This window comes from Heyndrickxia sp. FSL W8-0423 (genome assembly GCF_038009395.1).
Lineage (GTDB): Bacteria > Bacillota > Bacilli > Bacillales > Bacillaceae_C > Heyndrickxia > Heyndrickxia sporothermodurans.
Window position 1 is genome coordinate 1,295,187 of the sequence record NZ_JBBPBE010000001.1, and the last position, 24,814, is coordinate 1,320,000.

Annotated in this window: 16 protein-coding genes, 2 rRNA genes and 3 riboswitches (1 of these 21 running past the window's edge); of the genes, 17 read left to right on the forward strand and 1 reads right to left on the reverse strand. The window is 38.5% G+C overall.

The annotated features are described in order from the left end of the window. The first annotated feature begins 12 nt into the window (after window positions 1-12). Window positions 13-345 (forward strand): helix-turn-helix domain-containing protein, encoded by a 333-nt coding sequence (locus MKY81_RS06595; RefSeq protein WP_066235703.1) that lies wholly within the window; start codon window positions 13-15, stop codon window positions 343-345. Between the two features lie 409 nt (window positions 346-754). On the opposite strand, the gene MKY81_RS06600 is transcribed toward MKY81_RS06595, so the two are convergent. Continuing rightward, window positions 755-2,197: an amino acid permease gene (locus MKY81_RS06600; RefSeq protein ID WP_108072258.1), complete on the reverse strand. Its 1,443-nt coding sequence runs from the start codon at window positions 2,195-2,197 to the stop codon at window positions 755-757. A 626-nt stretch (window positions 2,198-2,823) separates the two neighbouring features. Next, window positions 2,824-2,934, forward strand: a riboswitch (TPP riboswitch). 96 nt (window positions 2,935-3,030) lie between these two features. Here MKY81_RS06600 and MKY81_RS06605 point away from each other — a divergent pair. The 16 genes from MKY81_RS06605 to MKY81_RS06680 form a co-directional block, all read left to right on the forward strand. Then, a complete protein-coding gene (locus MKY81_RS06605; RefSeq protein ID WP_341117197.1) occupies window positions 3,031-3,624 on the forward strand; it encodes a YkoF family thiamine/hydroxymethylpyrimidine-binding protein in 594 nt (197 codons plus the stop codon). A gap of 14 nt (window positions 3,625-3,638) precedes the next feature. Then, window positions 3,639-4,217, forward strand: a complete 579-nt coding sequence (locus MKY81_RS06610) for an ECF transporter S component (RefSeq protein WP_066235697.1) — start codon at window positions 3,639-3,641, stop codon at window positions 4,215-4,217. 5 nt (window positions 4,218-4,222) lie between these two features. Then, the gene (locus MKY81_RS06615) at window positions 4,223-5,881 is read left to right on the forward strand and encodes an ABC transporter ATP-binding protein (RefSeq protein ID WP_341118743.1); all 1,659 of its coding nucleotides are present in this window, start codon (window positions 4,223-4,225) and stop codon (window positions 5,879-5,881) included. Next, entirely contained in the window at window positions 5,856-6,611 is a 756-nt protein-coding gene (locus MKY81_RS06620) for an energy-coupling factor transporter transmembrane component T family protein (protein ID WP_341117199.1), read from the forward strand. The genes MKY81_RS06615 and MKY81_RS06620 overlap by 26 nt, the downstream gene beginning before the upstream one ends. A 128-nt stretch (window positions 6,612-6,739) precedes the next feature. Next, the gene (locus MKY81_RS06625; RefSeq protein ID WP_341117200.1) at window positions 6,740-7,294 is read left to right on the forward strand and encodes a cysteine hydrolase family protein; all 555 of its coding nucleotides are present in this window, start codon (window positions 6,740-6,742) and stop codon (window positions 7,292-7,294) included. Window positions 7,295-7,316: 22 nt separating this feature from the next. Next, a complete protein-coding gene (locus MKY81_RS06630) occupies window positions 7,317-8,783 on the forward strand; it encodes a nicotinate phosphoribosyltransferase (RefSeq protein ID WP_108072262.1) in 1,467 nt (488 codons plus the stop codon). Between the two features lie 24 nt (window positions 8,784-8,807). Continuing rightward, window positions 8,808-9,635, forward strand: coding sequence for an ammonia-dependent NAD(+) synthetase (gene nadE, locus MKY81_RS06635; protein ID WP_107920700.1), 828 nt, complete (start codon window positions 8,808-8,810; stop codon window positions 9,633-9,635). A gap of 308 nt (window positions 9,636-9,943) precedes the next feature. Continuing rightward, entirely contained in the window at window positions 9,944-10,900 is a 957-nt protein-coding gene (locus tag MKY81_RS06640; RefSeq protein ID WP_107920701.1) for an AAA family ATPase, read from the forward strand. Between the two features lie 2 nt (window positions 10,901-10,902). Then, window positions 10,903-12,093: a DUF58 domain-containing protein gene (locus MKY81_RS06645; RefSeq protein WP_213083808.1), complete on the forward strand. Its 1,191-nt coding sequence runs from the start codon at window positions 10,903-10,905 to the stop codon at window positions 12,091-12,093. Between the two features lie 112 nt (window positions 12,094-12,205). Continuing rightward, a complete protein-coding gene (locus MKY81_RS06650; protein ID WP_341117204.1) occupies window positions 12,206-14,338 on the forward strand; it encodes a transglutaminase TgpA family protein in 2,133 nt (710 codons plus the stop codon). Window positions 14,339-14,367: 29 nt separating this feature from the next. Next, window positions 14,368-14,469, forward strand: a riboswitch (purine riboswitch). A 183-nt stretch (window positions 14,470-14,652) separates the two neighbouring features. Further along, window positions 14,653-16,194, forward strand: coding sequence for a glutamine-hydrolyzing GMP synthase (gene guaA / locus MKY81_RS06655; protein WP_108072268.1), 1,542 nt, complete (start codon window positions 14,653-14,655; stop codon window positions 16,192-16,194). A 563-nt stretch (window positions 16,195-16,757) separates the two neighbouring features. Beyond that, window positions 16,758-16,860: riboswitch (purine riboswitch) on the forward strand. Between the two features lie 114 nt (window positions 16,861-16,974). Further along, the gene (locus tag MKY81_RS06660; protein ID WP_108072269.1) at window positions 16,975-18,309 is read left to right on the forward strand and encodes an NCS2 family permease; all 1,335 of its coding nucleotides are present in this window, start codon (window positions 16,975-16,977) and stop codon (window positions 18,307-18,309) included. Window positions 18,310-18,416: 107 nt separating this feature from the next. Next, window positions 18,417-19,259: a glucose PTS transporter transcription antiterminator GlcT gene (glcT, locus tag MKY81_RS06665; protein ID WP_108072271.1), complete on the forward strand. Its 843-nt coding sequence runs from the start codon at window positions 18,417-18,419 to the stop codon at window positions 19,257-19,259. 186 nt (window positions 19,260-19,445) lie between these two features. After that, window positions 19,446-21,473 (forward strand): glucose-specific PTS transporter subunit IIBC, encoded by a 2,028-nt coding sequence (ptsG, locus tag MKY81_RS06670; protein ID WP_341117207.1) that lies wholly within the window; start codon window positions 19,446-19,448, stop codon window positions 21,471-21,473. 389 nt (window positions 21,474-21,862) lie between these two features. Then, window positions 21,863-23,415: ribosomal RNA gene (locus tag MKY81_RS06675) — 16S ribosomal RNA — on the forward strand. A 356-nt stretch (window positions 23,416-23,771) separates the two neighbouring features. Further along, window positions 23,772-24,814: ribosomal RNA gene (locus MKY81_RS06680) — 23S ribosomal RNA — on the forward strand (it continues 1,916 nt past the right edge of the window). The 16S and 23S rRNA genes sit together here, the layout of an rRNA operon.

The window sequence follows — 24,814 nt, forward strand, 5'->3', positions numbered from 1 at the left end:
TATTGCACTTTTATGTACTTTTTACTTGCAAAACACACGGAACTTGCAAAGCAAAATGGATTTGAACGAACCGATAAATACTACTATGAGAAAACCGTAAATCAGGATGAAATTGAAGTTTTAAAATTTATTGCACGTTGCATGGTTCAAGTGTTTGGATATGGACCAATTGAGTATTTAAATCGCATCCGTATTGAACAATCAAAAGCCTTTTTAATCTATACTGATTGGTCAATAGAACGAATTGCGGAACAATGTGGAATTTCGCAACTTTCCTATTATTGTAGACTTTTTAAAAAACAAGTGGGGATAACACCGAATCAATATAGAAAAAGTAAAAAATGATACGAAAATATTTAGTCGGAAAATGAAGTTCATAATTTAACAACATAATTCTTGAAGATATAGTATTATGGACAAAATTTATTGAAAATGGATAGAAAAGGAGATAGCCTATATGAAGCAAATCCAGCTTATTATATTTGATATGGATGGTTTATTATTCGATACCGAAATCCTATCATATCGATTGTTAAGATAACAGAGCCGAACAACTAATAAAAGAATTATCATATAGTCGATGCAATGCATAACAACAATAAACTTTATTCAAAACGCCCTAGACCTTGATCGGCTTCTTGCCTCTCAAAGTCTAGGGCGTTAGGACAGGCTAATTACCAACATTGAATAACCTGTTTTTTACAAAGGTTATGTTTACCACGGCATTTTTATACAAAAATGCCTATACAGTAGTTCACTTAAACTCATCCATATCAATCTTACATTCCTTCAAAGGAACCACTTTTGTTTTCTTAATAAATTTAAATCCTAACCACATAACGATAAATAATGGGATACCGAGATAAGCGGCGATCAGATCCATCCAATTTATTTTATCACCAAGAAATGCTTGATAGTCTTGGGCTAGTATGACAACTAATCCAACGACAAAAGCGAGAATTGGACCGAACGGATATAGTTTTGCACGGTATGGAAGCTTTTCAAGTGCATGTCCTTGAGCGATATAAGCCTTCCTAAACCGATAATGACTGGCAGCAATACCGAGCCAAAAAATGAAACCAGTAATCCCTGCAGCGTTTAACAGCCACATGTAAATCGCTCCATCACCAAAAGCTGATGCTAGAAATGCGAGCATTCCCACTAAAGTTGTCGCAATAAGAGCGGCGACTGGAACTCCACGCTTATTTAATTTACCAAAAAACCTAGGAGCTTGTCCTTCTTTTGCCAAAGCATATAAAATTCTTGTAGATGCATAAAGACTTGAGTTTCCAGCTGATAGAACGGCTGTTAAGATGACTGCATTCATTAATGATGCGGCAAATGCGAGTCCGGCCTTTTTGAACACTAACGTAAACGGACTGACCATGATGTCTTCGCTTTGCAGGGTTTTTGTTGTATAAGGAATAATTAAACCTATAACGAGAATTGCAAGTACATAAAATAAAAGAATTCTCCAAAATACACTTTTGATTGCTTTAGGCACATTTTCTCTCGGATTTTCACTTTCACCTGCAGCTACACCGACAATTTCTGTTCCTTGAAAAGAAAATCCTGCGGTAAGAAACACACCAATAACTGCTAGTAGGCCACCGTGAAAGGGAGCGTCCCCAATTGAGAAGTTTTTAAAGCCAATGGCATCGCCTTTCATAATACCTAAAATCATTAAAATACCTACGATAATGAAAATAATGATGGTAGCAACTTTAATGAAAGAGAACCAATACTCACCCTCGCCATAGCCTTTAACAGAGAGAATATTCAGTCCAAAAATAATCAAGATAAAAAGTCCGCTCCATAACCATGATGGACTATCTGGGAACCAAAATTTCATGACTAATGTTGATGCGGAAAGTTCTGCCGCAAGTGTGATCGCCCAGCTGTACCAATAGTTCCACCCTAATGCAAATCCAAGTGCTGGATCAATAAAGCGGGTAGCATAGGTGCTAAATGCCCCACTTGTTGGCATGAAAGAAGCTAGTTCACCAAGGCTCGTCATAATAAAATACACCATGACACCAATTATCATATAGGCAAGCAGTGCGCCGCCTGGTCCTGCTTGGTAAATAGCAGATCCGCTTCCTAGAAACAGCCCGGTACCAATGGATCCACCTAATGAAATCATCGTCAAATGTCGTGCTTTTAAACTACGTTGTAATCCTCCATTTTGATTCTCCATCTATATAAACCCTCCGTAATCCATTCATACCCTTAAAATAACCATGTTTAAACTAATGGCTTTGTTTAAAGTTCAATCTTGATTTTGACGTCTTGTTGATTGGAGCGGAAGGTGCGAGACTCCTGCGGGAAAAACGGTATACTGGAGACCCCGCAGGCGCGATAAGCGCCGAGGAGTTCGAAAAGCATAGGCGGCTTGCTTATCGACGTACGAACTGGAGGGCAGCGACTGAGATAAAGGAATCACGATGAGTCCTAAAGGACGAATCGATGATGACTTATCGTAGGGAGGTGACCGGAAGTTCGCTAGTCGATAGCCGCCGGAGCTAAACAGGCTCCCGAACCGCCCGCGGAAAGCGAGCACCTTCCGCTCCAATCAACTTCGAATAAAATTAATGGATATTTATAAATAAAAAATTATATTAATAACTATATAAAGATATCATAAACCGGAAAGAATGGAAATAGAAAGTTGTATATTTTATCACTTTGTTGAATGAAATTGCATTATGGATATTTTCCTAGAATAGTTTGGTATGCTGAGAATAAACAAATAATGCTAAAGTAACTTTACACATGATTTTTTGTCATGTATGATAAGGGCGAATAATAAAACTGCATATGACCTATCTACACTAGGGGTGCTGAAAAAGCTGAGATGTGAACGTGGAAGTGCGTTCCGATCCCTTATTACCCGATCTAGATAATACTAGCGTGGGGAAGTGTAGTAGTATTGGTGTAAAATCATTCATTGATTTGCATCTATTCGTATACTACTGCATCTTCCAAGAGATGCAGTTTTTTTATTCTCCAAAAAAAGAGAGGAGAATGGTTATGACAGAAGTATGTGGAACAAGTAGAATTGTAGGTTTTCGTTTTTCCCTTTATCCGATGGCGGATGAATTTGTAGATATTATTTTATCTACGCTTCAACGGGTCGACACCACTAAAGTATGGGTGAAAACGGATGATATTAGTACAGTAATCCGTGGGAAAATGGAGCATGTGTTTGACGTTGCAAAAGCTATCTATTTAATTGCGGCTAATACTGAAAAACATGTAGTACTAAATGGAACATTTTCAATAGGATGTCCAGGGGATTCAGATGGAGACGTGTATATGTCCGAGGACGATATTCGGATGAATAAGGAAAAAGTTGAAAATATTCATCTTGAAGCACCTACCCAATTTGCATTATATCCGATGAATAATGAAAACTATATGCAAATCATTGCAGATGTTGTGGATATCGCCAAACAACAAAACACATTTACTGGAGGAATTCACTATGCCAGCAGATTGGACGGCGATGCGCATGATGTGTTTACAACACTCGAGCATGCATTTAATTATACTCAGGAAAAAGTTAAGCACGTAACAATGACAGTCAATATTTCGGCGAATAGTCCTTCGAGGAAAAAGAAATAAGGAGGGAAAAAGTGATGTCTAAATGGAGTCTGCGGGAAATTGTTGTGATGTCAGTGTTAGGAATTGTCTTTGCCATCGTATATTTATTATTTACCCAAGTAGGGAATATTTTCTTTGGGTTAGTCGGACCGATCGGTTATGAACCGATATTTGGGATATGGTTTATCGTTTCTATCATTGTTGCAAATATTATTCGCAAGCCAGGTGCAGCAGTTTTGGCGGAAACGATCGCCGCATTTGTGGAAATTTTAATAGGGAATGCAGTTGGTCCAAGACTATTAATCTCTGGAATGATCCAAGGTTTAGGGGCTGAGGTTGTGTTTGCCGCAACTGGCTGGAAGCGTTATTCAACATGGGTGTTAATGCTTGCCGGAGTTGGTTCAGCGATATTTAGTTTTGCTTGGGGGTATTTTATCTCTGGATTTGCAACACTATCACCATCGTATGTTTTATCCATGCTAGCGATACGAATGGTTTCTGGTGCGCTCCTTGCGGGATTATTAGGTAAGTATATAAGTGAAGGATTGGCAAAAACAGGAGTGCTTAATGGAATGCCATTAGGCAAAGAGATGAAAAAGAGAAAAGTAGCGTGATTGAAATGGAGATACGGGAACCTTTATTAGAAGTTAGGAATCTTTCATTATCTTATGAGGAGCAATCGATTATAAACAATATCTCCTTTTCCATAAATAAAGGTGAAAAACTTCTATTATTAGGACCAAGTGGCTCCGGCAAAAGTTCGTTAGCACTTTGTTTAAACGGGCTGATTCCAAATTCAATTGAAGGGGACAGGACTGGGAGTATTAAATATGCTGGGAAAGAGATTCAGTCTTATAAACCAGGACAATTAAGCAGCCGAATTGGCGTCGTATTTCAAGATCCTGATTCCCAATTTTGTATGCTCACTGTAGAGGATGAAATCGCATTCGGCTTAGAAAATATAAAATTACCTAAAGAAGAAATGATACGAAAAATAGAATGGTCTCTTTCATTAGTTGGTTTAGAGAAGTATAGACAAGCTCATATTTCTACCCTATCAGGTGGAATGAAGCAAAAGCTGGCACTTGCATGTGTGATGGCAATGGAACCCGAATTGATGATTTTAGATGAACCTACTGCTTTGCTCGATCCGGTGGCAACAAAAGATTTTGCTGAAACGATTGATAGATTGCAAAGAGAAATGAATTTTTCTCTCATCGTCATAGAGCATAAACTTGATTATTGGGTTCCTTTTATTGATCGCACCCTTGTTTTTACACAATCCGGACAACTAATGTACGATGGTTCATTGAAAAAAGGATTGGTTCATCATTTTGATGATATGAAAGATCTTGGAATATGCCTCCCAAAGGTGACACTATTCGGTCAACAGGTGCGAGAAAACTTTTATCCATTAACAGTGGATGAATTAATGGAAGAGTTAGATGAGGTAGACACTTCTTTTCCATTACAGGCAGTAAATGATTTCCCAACACCGCCGTTAATCCAAATGAAACACGTTTCCTTTTCCCGGGGGGAGAAACAAATTTTAAAAAATATCCATTTATCAATAAATAAGGGTGAATGGACAGCGATTGTAGGTCCGAATGGTGCGGGTAAATCTACATTAACTTTGATGTTGGCGGGACTTCTTAAGGAACAGCAAGGGGAGATTTTCTATGGGAATAAATTGTTCAAAGATTTGGATGAAAAGGTGAGGTTGGATTCAATTGGTTACGTTTTTCAAAATCCGGAGCATCAATTTATAGCGGATACAGTATTTGATGAAGTAGCCTTTGGTCCAAGAATGAAAAAAATAGAAGATATCGATTCTAAGGTAGCTAATATTCTTTCAGATTTTCGTTTACTTCGGTTAAAGGATCATAATCCCTTCATATTAAGTCAAGGGCAAAAGCGGCGCTTAAGTGTAGCTACGATGCTAGTGGATGAACGGGAATTCCTTATTTTAGATGAGCCAACCTTTGGACAGGATGAGAAAGCGACGAATGAAATGATGAAAATTATTCAATCGAGAGTGAACATTGGGATGACGGCGTTGATGGTGACTCATGATATGGAAATTGTGGCGAAATTTGCTCATCAAGTCATCGTTCTTTTCGAAGGGGAAGTAGTGTTTCAAGGAACACCTCATGAGCTATTTTTAGAAAATAGTGAAATTGTGGAGAAAGCAAACCTTGAAAATCCATTATTATATTCAATTTGGAATACATATGGGATAAGGGGTGAACCAATTGCGGCTTCAGTTACTAAATCCTAGTATAAAAGCAATTGTCGTTTTGGTCTCTGTTGTCCTTTTAGCTTTTGTATTTGACCCTTTAACTCCGTTGCTTTACTTGTCTTTTACGGTCTTAATCACATTTCTTTTTGGTAAAGTAGGGATGAAAAAATGGTGTATACGATTTGTACCGTTTTTTATCATTGCCTTTGGGTATGTGTGGACAACAACAATATTTTCGAATCCACCAAGTAATACTAGTTTCGTCACTTATGCTAAATTAGGTCCTTTTGAGATTACTGATTACGGACTGAATACTGGACTGGCACTTGGATTACGTGTTCTTTGTTTTGCTGCCTTGTCTTTAATGTTTATATTAACAACAGATACAACTAAATTTATGTTAAGTCTGATTCAACAATGTAAACTTCCCCCTAAGCTTGCCTACGGAATTTTAGCAGGCTATCAGTTTTTACCTTTATTAAAGGATGAATTTACGATTATTAGAAATGCCCATCGAATTCGAGGCGTTCATTGGGAGAAAGGGATAAAAGGGAGAATACAGCTTTTAAAAAAATACACCATTCCACTTTTAGCAAGTGCGATACGAAAAGCAGAGCGAACAGCAATTGCAATGGAATCAAAGGGATTCACGGGAAGCAGGGATCGAACTTTCTATCATGAGTTGAAGGTTAGTGGAAAAGATGTGCTGTTTTTTCTTTTAATGGTGGGTATATTCATCATTTCTAAATACGTTTCTGAAACGATTTAGACTTTAAAAAACATCCATTAATTGCTGTGTAAAATGATCATAGTAATTAAATGGGTGTTTTTATTTTCACTTATTTTAAGAATTTATAGTACAATAGTGTCGAGATTGCCAATAAGGGGTGTTTTGTGATGACTAGAAAAGCATTAATTAATATTGATTATACATACGATTTTATTGCAGATGATGGTAAATTAACGTGTGGGAAACCAGGTCAAGACATTGAAAATACAATTATCCAGTTAACAAGCGATTTTATACTTTCCGGTGATTATGTTGTTTTTGCGATCGATTGTCATCAAAAAGAAGATACACTCCATCCGGAGGCAAAGCTGTTTCCACCGCATAATATAGTAGGAACAGAGGGGCGTCAATTATTCGGAGCTTTACAAGGTTTGTATGAACAACATAAAAATGACGAAAATGTACACTATATGGATAAAACACGCTATAGTGCGTTTGCCGGAACGGATTTGGATATAAAGTTAAGAGAGCGTGGAATTGAAGAACTACATTTATGTGGCGTTTGTACGGACATTTGTGTATTGCATACGGCTGTAGATGCTTATAATAAAGGATACAAAATAGTTGTTCATGGGAACGCTGTGGCGAGCTTTAATGATACAGGCCATCAATGGGCATTAGAACATTTTAAAAATACATTGGGTGCGAAGGTACTCTTTTAGGGTAAATAAGGAGTGGGGTTAAATGGTAAAGTTATATAAGGACGACGGTTTTGCACTGCATACGGATTTATATCAAATCAATATGGCAAAAACATATTGGGATGACGGTATTCATGAACGAAAAGCGGTATTTGAAGTTTTTTTCAGGAAGCTTCCTTTCGACAATGGGTATGCAGTATATGCGGGGTTAGAACGAATTGTTGAATACTTACGTGATTTTCATTTTTCTGAAACAGATATTCAATATTTACGTGAAGAATTGAACTATGATGAGGAATTTTTACAATATTTAAGTGAAATGCGCTTTACAGGAACCGTTCGGTCGATGAAAGAGGGGGAAATCGTTTTTGACAGTGAACCTTTAATTCATGTGGAAGCACCTTTGGCACAAGCGCAAATAATTGAAACCGCCTTGCTTAATATTGTGAATTACCAAACATTGATTGCAACGAAAGCAGCGAGAATTAAAAATGTAGTTGGTGACCAAATATTAATGGAATTTGGTACGCGCAGAGCACATGAAATGGATGCTGCTGTGTGGGGAACAAGAGCTGCCTACATCGGCGGGTTTGATTCAACAAGTAATGTTCGAGCGGGTAAACGATTTGGAATCCCTGTTTCAGGTACCCATGCCCATGCGATGGTACAAGCATATCGTGATGATTATACAGCTTTTCATAAATATGCAGAAAGCCATCGGGATTGTGTATTCTTAGTGGATACATATGATACGTTGAAATCGGGTGTCCCAGCAGCTATACGAGTTGCAAAAGAATTAGGGAATAAAATTAATTTTATTGGTATTCGATTAGATAGCGGAGACATGGCGTTTTTATCAAAAGCAGCACGAAAAATGTTAGACCAAGCAGGGTTCCCAGACGCGAAAATTGTCGCATCAAGCGACTTAGATGAGTATACAATCCTCCATATGAAGTCCCAAGGAGCCAAAATTGATATGTGGGGAGTAGGGACAAAGTTAATCACTGCTTTCGAGCAGCCGGCATTAGGCGCGGTTTATAAAATGGTTTCCATTGAAGATGAAAATGGAGTGATGCAAGATACCATTAAAATTTCATCAAATGCGCAAAAAGTGACGACACCTGGTTTAAAAAAGGTTTATCGAATTATTAATACAAATACGAATAAATCTGAAGGTGACTATATTGCAATGCAGGATGAAGATCCACAATCTCAAGAAAAGCTAAAAATGTTCCATCCCGTGCACACATATATAAGTAAAACTGTAACTGATTTTGAAGCGAAAGATTTACAACATGATATTTTTGTAAATGGGGAATTAGTCTATCGATTACCGGAATTAAAAGAAATACAAGGCTACACGAAAGAAAGCTTAGGATTACTCTGGGAAGAATACAAACGCTCACTTAATCCCCACGAATATCCAGTTGATCTTAGCCAAAAATGTTGGGATAACAAAATTAAAAATATTGAGGACGTTCGTGAAAAGATTGCCCATATGAAAAAATAAAAAAGATAATGGAGGTAATGCGAAGTGGATGAGCTACAAAGAAGAATCATTGAAAACATGAAAGTGAGTCCTACAATCGATGCCCATGAGGAAATCCGAAAGAGTGTAGATTTCCTTAAAAATTATTTATCGAAATATCCCTTTTTTAAAGGATTTGTTTTAGGTATATCAGGGGGCCAGGATTCTACTTTAACAGGAAAACTAGCGCAACTAGCGATTGATGAGATGCGTAAAGAAACTGGGAATAATGAATATAAATTTATTGCTGTTCGGCTTCCGTACGGTGTTCAAAAGGATGCAGCAGATGTGGAGGATGCAATTACATTTATTAACCCCACTAAAGCTATAACAGTAAACATTAAAGCTGCTGTCGATGCAAGTGAAGCTTCATTGAAAGCAGCAGGCATTATCTTATCTGATTTTGCAAAAGGTAATGAAAAAGCAAGAGAGCGGATGAAAGCACAGTATAGTATTGCCGCCATGGAAAATTGCGTTGTTCTTGGTACCGATCATTCAGCTGAAAACCTTACAGGATTTTATACAAAATATGGAGACGGCGGAGCGGATCTCGTACCTATCTTTCGCTTAAATAAGCGTCAAGGTAGAATGCTGCTCAAAGAACTAGGATGCCCAGAGCATTTATACTTAAAGACACCAACAGCTGACCTTGAAGATGAACGGCCGCAATTGTCAGACGAAAGTGCATTAGGCGTCACCTATGACGAAATTGATAATTACCTAGAAGGAAAAAAGGTTTCAGAGCAAGCACAACAAACCATTGAAAAACTATATCAAAAATCCGAACATAAACGACACATGCCAATCACAATATTTGATGATTTTTGGAAATAAAAAAGAGTCCTAAGGGGCTCTTTTTTTATTATATTAGGTTCTTTTAAAAATTGTTTTTTAAACGTATTAAAAGCACAGAGTGGAGCGGAGCGACGAGGAGGCTCATCGCCAGCCCCGCAGAAAGCAAGTGCCTGCAGCGGAAAGGAACGGACCATTGTTTATTCTCAAAACCCTATAAAAAAAAGGAAAAAGTCTAGGAATTTTTTCGTTCAACTCTTTTTCTTCATCCCAATTCATAGTATGCTAAAAATAATAAGAAATTTTAAAATTTTCCAGACTACATTGATAGAGATAATAGGGGGATTCGAATGAAAGATACCATTTTTCATCCAAAATTAAAGCAAGTTATAAATAATATCGAAAAAGTAATGATTGGGAAATCAGATGTGGCGGAACTCAGTCTTGTTGCGTTATTAGCTGAAGGGCATGTTTTATTAGAAGATGTTCCAGGGGTTGGAAAAACAATGATGGTAAGAGCATTGGCCAAATCAGTAAATGCCAACTTTAAGAGAATCCAATTTACACCAGACTTATTGCCTTCCGATGTGATCGGAGTATCAATATATAATCCGAAAGAATTAGAATTCCAATATAGACCAGGTCCAATTATGGGAAATATTATTCTGGCCGATGAGATAAACCGTACATCTCCGAAAACACAATCCGCTTTACTTGAGGGAATGGAGGAGAGCAGTGTCACAGTAGATGGAAATACCAGGAAATTGGAGCGACCGTTTTTCGTTATGGCAACACAAAACCCGATTGAATATGAAGGTACATACCCTTTACCAGAGGCTCAGTTAGATCGTTTTCTTTTAAAAATGAAAATGGGGTATCCAAATATAAATGAAGAAATAGATATATTAGATAGAACACAAAAACAAGCACCGATTGACCGTTTAGACTCGGTAATTACTCTTTCCGAATTAGTGGAATTACAAGATGAAGTAAAAGAAGTGTATGTCGATCAAACACTTAAACAATATATTGTAGAACTAGCAAATTACACTAGGAATCATACGAATGTTTACCTAGGGGTAAGTCCTCGTGGATCAATCGCATTAATGAAAGCATCACAAGCTTATGCTTTATTACATGGCCGAGATTTCATTATTCCTGACGACGTACAATATTTAGCCCCATTCGTGTTTTCGCATCGAATTATTGTTAAATCCGAGGTTAAATATGGCGGCAAAACAGCAGAAGATATTGTAAAAGAAGTAATTAAATTTGTACAGGTTCCCGTTCAAAGGGCAGTGAGATAATGATGAAAACAAAATTAAAAACATGGGGGAAACTAATTCTTCTTCTTATTTTTATTCTATTAACTTTCTCCTATGCCATGTTTCAAGGTGGCTTTGTTAGCTGGTTCCTATTTTTCAGTTTTGTCCCCTTCGCTCTCTATGCATTATGTATTGCCTTTTACCCTCTTGGAGATTTGGTAATCGAAAGAACATTTAATAAAGATACTTATTTAGCCGGGGAACATCTTAATGTCGTCATAAAAATAAATAGAAAATATTCATTCCCACTCTTTTTTCTCATCATCAATAACACTTCAAGTCTTTCTAAGGAGAATGGGAAGCAAATTGTATTTCCAGGTTTCAAAAAACATATTCAACTTGAGTACAGTATGCCTAATTTACCGAGAGGAGAACACCATTTTGATAAAATATATGTCAAAATTGGCGATCCTATTGGCTTATTTGAAAAGGAAAAGGATTATTCTTTGGAGAAATCGATACTAGTTTATCCTGCCTTTTCGGATATTATTTACCGCTCTTTTGAAAGTAGATATGAGCAAGGAGCTACAGCATCTCAAATAAAAATTCAAAATGATACATCAATGGTTGCGGGAATACGAAATTATGAACCGGGTGATCGTTTCACATGGATTGATTGGAAGGCGACAGCGAGAATAAATGAGATGAAAACGAAAGAATTCGAAGAGCGCCAATCGAATGATGTATCCATTATTTTAGATCGCTCACCTTCTTCATCGTTTGAGGAATGTGTGAAATTTTCTGCATCAATCATTCGCACGATTATTCAACATGGTGGTCAAATAGGGTTTTACTCAATTGGACAGGAGCGTACCATTTTCCCAATTAGGGGAGGAGAGGAGTATAGACAGCAACTATTCCATCATTTAGCTAAAGTAAAAGCGGATAGTAATGTCCATATTTCTAGTATTTTGGATGGCGAGTCAGCATTCTATCAACGATCAGCTTCCTTATTAATTATCACTTCTAATTTAACACAGGCGTTAGTTGATATGGTAAGGAAACATGTGCAAAGAACTGGAACGGTGATTATTTTTGTCGTAAAAAATGATAACGAACCATTTCTTGATGACGAATACCAATTAAGTTCGATTGCCACTCGTTATGGAGTGTTTGTAAATTTCCTTCATGAAAAGGATTTCCGCTCGGCTTTAACGGGGGTGAAACAAAGATGACGATAAGGGAAAATAACAAAGGTCTTTCACTGATTTTATATCTTTTTAGTTTTTTCTTTTACTAGAATGGATCTATCCTTTAAAGGAAGTTGCAAATACGGGAAATACATCTTTGTTTATTATATTTATAATCCTTTCATTTATTTTGTACGTATTTAACGCTCCATTTTTCCCAGTGTTCGTTTTAAAAATCATTTTTATATCCCTTTCGTTACATCATATTTTCTTTGACAAACCGATATTTGGAATAGAGTGGGTAAGTATTTTGTTAACTGATATCATGAAAAATATCGGTCTATTATTCGCCGGAAATTGGAGTCAACTCACTAATGAGTTCAGGACAATGTTGTTTTTTATTTTGCTATGGCTAATTATGTATTTGCTAAGATATTGGGTGATCGTAAGGAGAAATGTATTTCTATTTTTTGTGATGACCATTGTTTACATAACGGTCCTTGATACATTTACTCCATACAATAGTAAGTTTGCGATTGTAAGAACGGTTTTTTTTGGATTTGTTCTATTAGGTATGTTATTTTTTCAACGTTTTGTCGAAAGAGAAAATGTACGGTCTACGCAAAAGTTAATGACAAAATGGATGGTCCCTCTGTCCGTAATGATTATTGGCAGTATTTTCATAGCCCTTATTGCCCCTAAAGCCTCTCCTATATGGCCAGATCCTGTTCCTTATTTGAAATCCTATGCTGGAGCGGACAAGAATGGGAATAAAGAAGGAATAGGATCAAGCGTAAAAAAAGTTGGCTATCGTGTGGATGATTCTAAGTTGGGCGGGCCCTTTGAAGGTGATGATACGGTTGTGTTTAGGGTTGTAGCAGAATCGCGTCAATATTGGAGAATGGAAACAAAAGACTTATACACAGGGAAAGGATGGAAAGCATCTAAACCGGATGCAACATCCACCTATCGAATGCAGGACGATATTCCGATTTCGTTAAATAAAGGTTTGGTACCATCTTCAAAAGACGAGAAGGAAAATAGGAAAAAATCCAAATCCGCTTCAATTACGCTAGAACAACGAAGCCCGAATCTTGTTCATACGTATGGATTTACAAATATTTTATATAATAAACCATCTGGTATTGACCCGGAGAAGGAGGATGCCTTCTCAGTAAATGATGCGACAGAAAAAATTACAGCTATTCAAAATAATGATCCCTTGTATATAAGGGATTACATGGTAATTTATCAACTTCAACGATATAGCATAAAAAAAATGAGTCAAATAACTGGTAAGAATGCACAGTTTGATCCGCGTTATATTCAGTTACCAGAAAAATTTCCGAAGCGTGTAAAGGATCTCGCGGAGGAATTAACAAAGGATAAAACGAATTGGTACGATAAGACAAAGGCGATCGAAGGATATTTGCAATCCGGTAAATATAAATATGATAAGAAAAACGTGGGAATTCCAAAAGAGAATCAAGATTATGTAGATCAATTTCTATTTGAAACACTAAGAGGATATTGTGATAATTTTTCTACTTCTATGGTTACGATGCTTCGCTCAATTGGAATCCCTTCCAGGTGGGTCAAAGGATACTCATCAGGGGAATATCAAGGGTCGGAGGGTGTTTCGCAAAATATTTATAAAGTAACCAATAATAATGCACACTCATGGGTTGAAGTCTTTTTTCCAAATGTAGGCTGGGTACCTTTTGAGCCGACGATGGGCTTTGTAAATAACTCTGTTTTCAATAATGATCTGACTACAAAGGCACAGGCTGCCTCTACTACACCAAAAGAGGAAGAAGTTAAAAAGAAACCGCAAAAAGAACAAGAGGCAGATAATGAAACGACCAGTTCAGATGGATTTTCATTTACAAACTTGTGGGAAAAAACAACGAAAGTTTTCCAAGACCATTGGATGTTCATCGTTATTAGTATCATCATTGTTATGCTGATTTCGGGTTTTATCTATTTAAAGCGCAGCAAATGGCTACCTTACATTCTTATTTGGAAATACCGAGCAAGAAATGACACGGAAACGTTCTCGAAAGCCTATTTGTCACTTTTAAAACAGTTAGAGAGATTTGGCTTGCGAAAAGAAACAGGTCAAACATTGAGGGAATACGCAAGAAATGTGGATAATTACTTTGGAACAGAGACGATGTATCAATTAACCGAACAATATGAGAGAAATATTTATCGGGGAGAAAATATCAAGATTGATTGGGAACAGACTCGGGAATTGTGGGAAAATTTAATTAAAAAGACAACGGGTTGACCGTATGTTTAAACAAGTATAAAATGATGACAATTAAAAAAATAGTGCTTCATATAATTTTGGAAATATGGTCCAGAAGTCTCTACTAAATCACCGTGAATGATTTAACTATGAAGGCAGTGTGATTCTATTAATTGTCATCATTATTGTATAATGATGTAGTTAGTTATGCTTTGAAACTAGAATTCTGCCTTCTTAATTTATTTGAGGTGGAGTTCTAGTTTTTTTGTATTTTTCAATCGATATGCTGATATAGTTTCCTTACTAATAGGGGAAAATATGATTAAGAAAAAACTTAGGTTGGGGGAATCGATATGCCTGAAATAACACAAGAAATGATTGTCGTCCTTGATTTTGGCAGTCAATACAATCAATTAATTACTAGAAGAATTCGTGAATTTGGTGTGTATAGTGAACTACACCCACATACCATTACGGTAGATGAAATTAAAAAGATGAATCCAAAAGGCATTATTTTCTCCGGTGGGCCTAATAGTGTGTATGATGAAAATTCATTTCGCTGTGATGAAGCAATCTTCGATTTAGGAATTCCGGTATTTGGCATTTGCTACGGTATGCAATTGATGACCAAACATTTCGGTGGAAAAGTTGAGCCTGCTACTCATAGAGAATATGGTAAAGCAAAAATCAATGTTCAACCATCTGCGGGACTTTTTAAAGATCTTCCAAACGAACAAGTTGTATGGATGAGTCACGGGGATCTTGTTACAGAAACACCTGAAGGTTTTGTTGTCGATGCTGTCAGCCCTTCGTGTCCAATTGCAGCGATGAGTGATGAAAATCGTTCGTTATATGCTGTGCAATTCCATCCAGAAGTCCAACATTCACAATACGGAAATGATATTTTAAGAAACTTTGTATTTGATGTATGTCATTGTTCTGCGGATTGGTCAATGGAAAACTTTATCGAAATCGAAATGGAAAAAATCCGTGAAACAGTAGGAGATAAGAAAGTTCTTTGCGCACTTAGCGGCGGAGTCGATTCTTCTGTAGTAGCCGTTCTTATCCATAAAGCAATAGGTGATCAATTAACATGTATTTTTGTTGATCATGGCTTATTGCGTAAAGGGGAAGCAGAAAGTGTTATGAAAACTTTCGCCGAAGGCTTTCATATGAATGTCATCAAAGTCGATGCGAAAGACCGTTTCTTGAGAAAGCTCGAAGGAGTATCTGACCCAGAGAAAAAACGTAAAATTATCGGTAATGAATTTATTTACGTATTTGATGATGAAGCGACAAAACTTGAAGGTATTGAATTCCTTGCACAAGGAACATTGTATACCGATATTATCGAAAGTGGGACAGCTACTGCACAAACAATCAAGTCACATCATAATGTCGGCGGTCTTCCTGAAGATATGCAATTTACGTTGATTGAACCGTTAAATACATTGTTTAAAGACGAGGTTCGTGCACTTGGAACAGAACTAGGAATTCCTGATGACATTGTTTGGAGACAACCATTCCCAGGTCCTGGTTTAGGTATTCGTGTGCTTGGAGCGATTTCTGAAGAAAAGTTAGAAATTGTTCGTGAATCTGATTATATTTTACGTGAAGAAATTAAAAAGGCTGGCCTTGATCGAGAAATATGGCAATATTTCACCGTTCTTCCTGACATTCGCAGTGTAGGGGTTATGGGAGATACAAGAACGTATGATTACACAATTGGCATTCGCGCCGTTACTTCAATCGATGGAATGACATCTGACTGGGCACGTATTCCATGGGATGTACTTGAACTAATTTCAACACGTATCGTTAATGAAGTTAGCCATGTGAACCGTGTAGTGTATGATATTACATCTAAGCCACCTGCAACGATTGAGTGGGAGTAGATATCTAACATTCAAATGATTAAAAGTGCTGGGAAGGCAGTTGTATCAGTGGTTTAACCGTAAGATTTCGTAGGATTGAATAACAATATAATTAGCACAAAAGCTTGGGGTTTTTTTCTCAAGCTTTTGTTAATTAAAGGAGAAATTGTACAAGTTCGTTAGACGCTAAACTGAGTTTGAAAAGTAAGCGGAAAAATTCCCCTTAATTAAGAAAATAGCACTGAAAATATCTTAAATAGCCGGAAAAATTCCGACTATTAACTCGAAAAACGTGAAAATAAGTAAATTTGCTTTGCTTAAGCGGAAAAACTCCGCTTATTCCTCCCGATTTGAGCTCTATTCTGCTGTATAACCGGAAAATATCCGCTTATTTTGATTAGCTTTGGTTGCTCAAAAAGGACAATACCCTGCATCCTTAAAGTAGAATGGAAATAAGAAAAGTGAAGGAGCCTTATCCGGCCTAGACAAGCAATTTATTTACAATACACGAACATTAATTTGAAAATAATTAATATTATTCGCTTTTTTATTGACTAGCGCTTTAAAACTATATAAACTATATTTATAAATTAAATAGTAAACATCGTATAATTTCGGGGATATGGCCTGATAAGTTTCTACCAAGCTGCCGTAAATAGCTTGACTACGAGGTTGTGAGATATAGGTGGGATTTCTACGTTTCCCTGCCTGCGCTTTTTTCTAAACCTTAAGGTCAACGCTCCGAACAAATTTGTTCGGGGCGTTTATTATTTCCGTTATCTATCGATGGGGGGAGAGACAATGAAAAAATATTTTCAATTTGATGAACTAGGGACGAATTATCGACGTGAGATCATTGGTGGGATCACAACGTTTTTATCAATGGCATATATTCTAATTTTAAATCCGTTAACATTGTCATTATCTTCTGTAAAAGATTTCCCAGATGCTTTGCGTATGGATTCTGGAGCTGTATTTGTGGCAACAGCGCTTGCAGCTGCTGTCGGTACATTAATCATGGCATTTTTAGCGAAATATCCAATCGCACTTGCACCTGGCGTAGGATTAAATGCATTTTTTGCTTATACGGTCGTACTAACACTTGGTATGTCTTGGCAACAAGCATTAACTGGTGTTCTGTTTTCAGGAATTATTTTTGTCATTTTAACTTTATTCGGATTTCGAGAAAAAATCATTAATGCCATTCCTGTTGAATTAAAATTAGCCGTTGGCGCGGGGATTGGCTTGTTCATTACATTTATTGGACTTCGTAATGCAGAAATCATCGTTGATAATGATGCTACACTAGTTGGACTTGGGGATTTAACGAATGGAAACACGCTTTTAGCTATTTTTGGAATTGTTATCACGATTATTATGATGACAAGAGGCTGGAAAGGTGCTATTTTTATCGGAATGCTCTTAACAACAGTTGCTGGGATGATTGTAGGATTAATAGATGTGCCACATAAAATTGTTGGTGCCGTACCAAGTATTGCCCCAACCTTTGGAGCACCATTCGAAACATTATTCCACCATACTAGTGACCTTTTTACAGTAAAAATGTTAGTTGTCGTTTTAACTTTCTTATTTGTAGATTTCTTTGATACAGCGGGCACAATGGTTGCAGTCGCTAATCAAGCAGGGTTAATCAAAAATAATAAATTACCTCGTGCAGGGAGAGCTTTATTTGCTGATTCATCTGCAACGGTCATTGGTTCTATTTTAGGGACATCAACAACGACTGCATATATCGAGTCGACTGCTGGAGTTGCAGCTGGTGCAAGAACGGGATTTGCCAGTGTCATTACTGCTATATTGTTTTTACTTTCCCTTTTCTTTTTCCCGGTTTTAGGTGTGATCACTTCACCTGTAACCGCACCTGCTTTAATTGTTGTCGGAGTGTTAATGGTATCATCACTAAATGAAATTGACTGGAAAAAGTTCGAAATTGCTGTTCCTGCATTTTTTACAATCATTATGATGCCAATGACCTATTCGATAGCAACAGGAATTGGAATCGGCTTTATTTTCTACCCAATTACTATGTTGTTAAAAGGAAGATGGAAAGAGATTCACCCGGTGATGTATGTTTTCTTTTTTATCTTTATCCTATACTTTATCTTTATTTTGTAAAAATCAGAGAGAGCCTCATCTGGGGCTCTCTTTTAATTGATATCCCTTACTATTTTAGGTAAACTAAAGAAATAATGACGGAATCTGTCGGACTTTAGGAGAATATTATGGAAGCGTTTGAAGTAGTAAAAGTTATTAATAATAATGTCGTTATTGCTTCTAATTCAAAATATGAGGAAGTAGTACTTATTGGTAAAGGAATTGGCTTTAACCGGAAAAAGGGGAGTTCCATTTCAAAACAAGAAGCGGAAAAACTGTTTTTATTAAAAGGTGAAGTTGAACAGATCCAATATAAGAAGCTTCTTCCATTTATTGATGAGGACACACTTGAAGTAATCATATCTGCGATCGAGTTAATAAGGAAACGAACGGAAGCTTATTTGGATGAGCATATCCATATTGCATTAACGGATCATATATTATTCGCGATTAATCGTTTAATGAAAGGGCTGGCCATTAAAAATCCGTTTAATTCGGAAACAAAAGTGTTGTACCCAGAAGAATACGTAATTGCTAGTGAAGTAGTAGAGATGATTAATGATACAGCTAATATTCAGCTCCCAGAAGGAGAAATTGGTTTCATTGCTTTGCATATTCATAGTGCAGTGACAAATAAAAATTTATCGGAGATTAACCAATATTCACAATTAATCTCTAAATTAATTGCTACAATTGAGGATCAATTTGGCATAAAATTAGACAAGGATGAAGTGAATTATATGAGACTGGTTCGCCACCTAAGATATACAATTGATCGTGTATTAAACGGAGAAAAAGTGAATGAGCCAGAAAAAATTACATCCTTTTTAAAACAAGAATACCCTTTGTGTTATAATCTTGCTTGGAAACTTATCAAGATCATGCAACATACATTGAAGAAACCAGTATTTGATGCGGAAGCAGTATATTTAACGATGCATTTACAGCGAATACAAAATAAAATAAAGTAACATTCTTTTATACGTGTTACTGATCCGATCAGGCATGAGTAGAGAAGATATTGAAGTGAGGATTTTAAGGAGAATATATTCCTATACTCATTTCTATCTTTTTTATCGATGCCTTTTTTGTTGTAAAAATTTATTTCTAGTTGTTTAGATTATGATTAAAAGTTAAAAGACAAAGGTGGATTTACAATGTTTAGGAAAATCTTTGGTGTTTTACAAAAGATCGGTAAAGCATTAATGCTCCCGGTAGCCCTCTTACCAGCTGCAGGATTATTGTTGGGTTTTGGAAATGCGCTACAGCAGCCAACAACACTGGACTATTTACCGTTTTTAGACACTTACTGGATTCAGTTGATTGCCAGTGTTATGGCGGATGCGGGTAGTATTGTCTTCGGAAATTTAGCGCTAATTTTTGCTATTGGTGTTGCTATTGGTTTGGCGGGAGATGGTGCGGCTGGGCTTGCAGCTATTGTAGGTTACCTGGTTATGAATCAGGTGATGAGTACCTGGGCCGGTGTGACTGCCAAATTGGTAGAGAAAGATCCTGGGTATGCGAATGTTTTAGGAATTCCTACATTACAAACAGGTGTATTTGGTGGGATTATTATCGGTTTGCTTGCAGCTTTCTGTTATAACAGGTTCCATAAAATCGAGATGCCAGCTTTTCTTGGTTTCTTTGCAGGGAAACGGTTCGTTCCGATTGTAACTGCGGTCGCTTCGTTAATTGCAGGTCTCTTATTGCTAGTTATTTGGCCGCCGATTCAGCATGGTATGAACAGTGCTTCAAATTGGCTATTGGGAAACGGAACTTATATTGCCGCATTCTGTTTCGGGTTCATTAAACGTTTGCTCATTCCGTTTGGACTCCATCATATTTTCCATGCACCGTTTTGGTATGAATTCGGTTCATATAAGACGGCTGCTGGCAATATCGTCCACGGTGATATGACGATTTTCTTTGCACAATTAAAGGATAATGTAAAACTTACTGCGGGCTATTTTATGGGTGGCGAATTCCCGGTCATGATGTTTGGTCTTCCAGCAGCAGCTTTAGCTATGTACCATACTGCAAAACCTTTAAAGAAAAAGTTGGTCGCAGGGTTACTTGGTTCAGCTGCTTTAACCTCATTCTTAACAGGGATTACGGAACCGCTTGAATTTTCTTTCTTGTTTGTCTCACCGTTGTTATTTTTCTTTCATGCAGTATTGGATGGTCTATCATTTGCAATATTAGCCTTGCTCAAGGTGCATTTAGGTTATACCTTCTCAGGGGGTGCAATTGATTTTCTACTATTTGGTATACTTCCTGGGAAAGAGCGCTGGTGGGTGGCCATTCTGTTAGGATTGTGTTTTGCAGTTATTTATTATGTTGTTTTTCGATTTGCGATTGTGAGGCTTAATCTCAAGACTCCTGGTAGAGAAGATGATGAGGGGGAACAAGATTTTGAATCAGTAACTCAAGGACAAGAAGGAGATCTTGCATTTAATATTCTTGAGGCAATGGGTGGACAGAAAAATATTTCTCATTTAGATGCTTGCATTACACGCCTTAGAGTTTCGGTAAATGATATTAAAGATGTAGATAAGAAACGTCTGAAAAAATTAGGAGCAGCCGGTATTTTAGAAGTTGGAAATAACATTCAAGCAATGTTTGGCCCTCAATCAGATACTATTAAGTCGCAAATGAAAGATATTATGTCTGGAAAAAGACTTCATAAAACAGTAATTATTCCAGATAAAGAAGTGGAAGTTCTTCAATCTAATAATGAAGTAATCGTATCGCCAGCTGAGGGAGAACTAAAACCCATCACTGAAGTTCCAGACCTAGTATTTTCAGATAAAATGATGGGTGATGGATTTGCAATCCTCCCATTAGAAGGGCTGATTGTATCTCCAGTGAAAGGGAAAATCATCAATGTGTTTCCGACAAAACATGCCCTAGGTATTATGTCAGATGGAGGCAGAGAGATCTTAATCCATGTCGGAATCAATACAGTTAATCTAAAAGGTGAAGGTTTCGAGATGCTAATTAACGAAGGCAACTGTGTAGAAGTGGGACAACCATTATTAAAAGTGGATCTTGAATTCCTAAAAGAAAAAGTACCTTCTATTATAACTTCAATTGTATTCACCAATCTTATCGAAGGTGAGCAAGTAGTATTAGAAAAAGAAGGTTTAGTTAAAATGAAGGAAAGTAATATCGTTTCTATTAAATGAGATAGATAATATGAGGCCAACTCCATATCGGGGTTGGTTATTTTTATATAGCAATGTAATAAATGCCGCAAAGCATTGCAATATTAAAATTGGGCAGAATTACCATGTATAATCTATTGACCTAGTATGAAATGGGTGGTATTATATAAAAACCGGTTAAGATAACCGGAAATAAATAAGAAAAGTTGTTGACAACAGTTCAATCAGATGTTAAGATATTAAATGTCGCTTCTGAGAGAGAAAAAGAAATTCAAAAAAGTTGTTGACATTAAACTTTTAAAATGGTAGAATTATAAAGTTGCTTCTTAAAAGGAAGTAATGATTGATCTTTGAAAACTGAACAAAACGAAACGTCAATTAATTTTTTAACTAGAGCTATTTCAAACATCTTTTTGGAGAGTTTGATCCTGGCTCAGGACGAACGCTGGCGGCGTGCCTAATACATGCAAGTCGAGCGAACTTGATGGGAGCTTGCTCCCTGATAGTTAGCGGCGGACGGGTGAGTAACACGTGGGTAACCTGCCTGTAAGACTGGGATAACTCCGGGAAACCGGGGCTAATACCGGATAACTTTTTTCTTCGCATGAAGGGGAATTGAAAGATGGCTCCGGCTATCACTTACAGATGGACCCGCGGCGCATTAGCTAGTTGGTGAGGTAACGGCTCACCAAGGCGACGATGCGTAGCCGACTTGAGAGGGTGATCGGCCACACTGGGACTGAGACACGGCCCAGACTCCTACGGGAGGCAGCAGTAGGGAATCTTCCGCAATGGACGAAAGTCTGACGGAGCAACGCCGCGTGAGTGATGAAGGTTTTCGGATCGTAAAACTCTGTTGTTAGGGAAGAACAAGTATCGTTCGAATAGGGCGGTACCTTGACGGTACCTAACCAGAAAGCCACGGCTAACTACGTGCCAGCAGCCGCGGTAATACGTAGGTGGCAAGCGTTGTCCGGAATTATTGGGCGTAAAGCGCGCGCAGGCGGTTTCTTAAGTCTGATGTGAAAGCCCACGGCTCAACCGTGGAGGGTCATTGGAAACTGGGAGACTTGAGTGCAGAAGAGAAGAGCGGAATTCCACGTGTAGCGGTGAAATGCGTAGAGATGTGGAGGAACACCAGTGGCGAAGGCGGCTCTTTGGTCTGTAACTGACGCTGAGGCGCGAAAGCGTGGGGAGCGAACAGGATTAGATACCCTGGTAGTCCACGCCGTAAACGATGAGTGCTAAGTGTTAGAGGGTTTCCGCCCTTTAGTGCTGCAGCTAACGCATTAAGCACTCCGCCTGGGGAGTACGGCCGCAAGGCTGAAACTCAAAGGAATTGACGGGGGCCCGCACAAGCGGTGGAGCATGTGGTTTAATTCGAAGCAACGCGAAGAACCTTACCAGGTCTTGACATCCTCTTGCCCTCCCTAGAGATAGGGATTTCCCTTCGGGGACAAGAGTGACAGGTGGTGCATGGTTGTCGTCAGCTCGTGTCGTGAGATGTTGGGTTAAGTCCCGCAACGAGCGCAACCCTTGACCTTAGTTGCCAGCATTCAGTTGGGCACTCTAAGGTGACTGCCGGTGACAAACCGGAGGAAGGTGGGGATGACGTCAAATCATCATGCCCCTTATGACCTGGGCTACACACGTGCTACAATGGATGGTACAAAGGGTTGCTAGACCGCGAGGTTACGCCAATCCCATAAAACCATTCTCAGTTCGGATTGTAGGCTGCAACTCGCCTACATGAAGCCGGAATCGCTAGTAATCGCGGATCAGCATGCCGCGGTGAATACGTTCCCGGGCCTTGTACACACCGCCCGTCACACCACGAGAGTTTGTAACACCCGAAGTCGGTGAGGTAACCTTTTGGAGCCAGCCGCCGAAGGTGGGACAGATGATTGGGGTGAAGTCGTAACAAGGTAGCCGTATCGGAAGGTGCGGCTGGATCACCTCCTTTCTAAGGAATATGGAAGACCACTATCGTGGTTACAAAAAAGACGTTCTCGTTTTGTTCAGTTTTGAGAGGTTAATTCCTTTCAGTATATCTTAGGGAATTAGAGATTACTTATACAGTGACTCTAATGTTACCTAAATAGAATTGCTCCTGCGGCAATGCTTATTCGAGGAAGATTAGGTTCACCTCGGAGCAAGGCAGCATGAAGCAAATGCTACGATGATTAATCATGATGTGATTGAAATCAGTAGCCTTGTTCTTTGAAAACTAGATAATATGAGAAATAACCAAGTAATAACCGAGAATCGCCACTTTATGGATGATATCCATTTAAGTAGTTTTAAAAAAAACTTATTTTAGGTTAAGTTAGTAAGGGCGCACGGTGAATGCCTTGGCACTAGGAGCCGATGAAGGACGGGACTAACACCGATATGCTTCGGGGAGCTGTAAGCAAGCTTTGATCCGGAGATTTCCGAATGGGGGAACCCACTGCCCGTAATGGGGCAGTATCCTTACTTGAATACATAGAGTATGGAAGGCAGACCCGGGGAACTGAAACATCTAAGTACCCGGAGGAAGAGAAAGCAAACGCGATTTCCTGAGTAGCGGCGAGCGAAACGGAAGAAGCCCAAACCAAGAGGCTTGCCTCTTGGGGTTGTAGGACACTCTATGTCAGGAGTTACAAAGGAACGAAGTAAATGAAGAGGTCTGGAAAGGCCCGTCAAAGAAGGTAACAACCCTGTAGTTGAAACTTCGTTCCCTCCAGAGTGGATCCTGAGTACGGCGGGACACGTGAAATCCCGTCGGAAGCAGGGAGGACCATCTCCCAAGGCTAAATACTCCCTAGTGACCGATAGTGAACCAGTACCGTGAGGGAAAGGTGAAAAGCACCCCGGGAGGGGAGTGAAAGAGAACCTGAAACCGTGTGCCTACAAGTAGTTAGAGCTCTGTGCGTATTTCCTTCGGAAAGACGCCGAGTGATAGCGTGCCTTTTGTAGAATGAACCGGCGAGTTACGATTTCAAGCGAGGTTAAGCTGAAGAGGCGGAGCCGCAGCGAAAGCGAGTCTTAATAGGGCGAATGAGTTTGAGGTCGTAGACCCGAAACCAGGTGATCTACCCATGTCCAGGGTGAAGGTAAGGTAACACTTACTGGAGGCCCGAACCCACGCACGTTGAAAAGTGCGGGGATGAGGTGTGGGTAGCGGAGAAATTCCAATCGAACTTGGAGATAGCTGGTTCTCTCCGAAATAGCTTTAGGGCTAGCCTTAAGGTAAGAGTCTTGGAGGTAGAGCACTGTTTGGACTAGGGGCCCTCATCGGGTTACCGAATTCAGACAAACTCCGAATGCCAATGACTTATCCTTAGGAGTCAGACTGCGAGTGATAAGATCCGTAGTCAAAA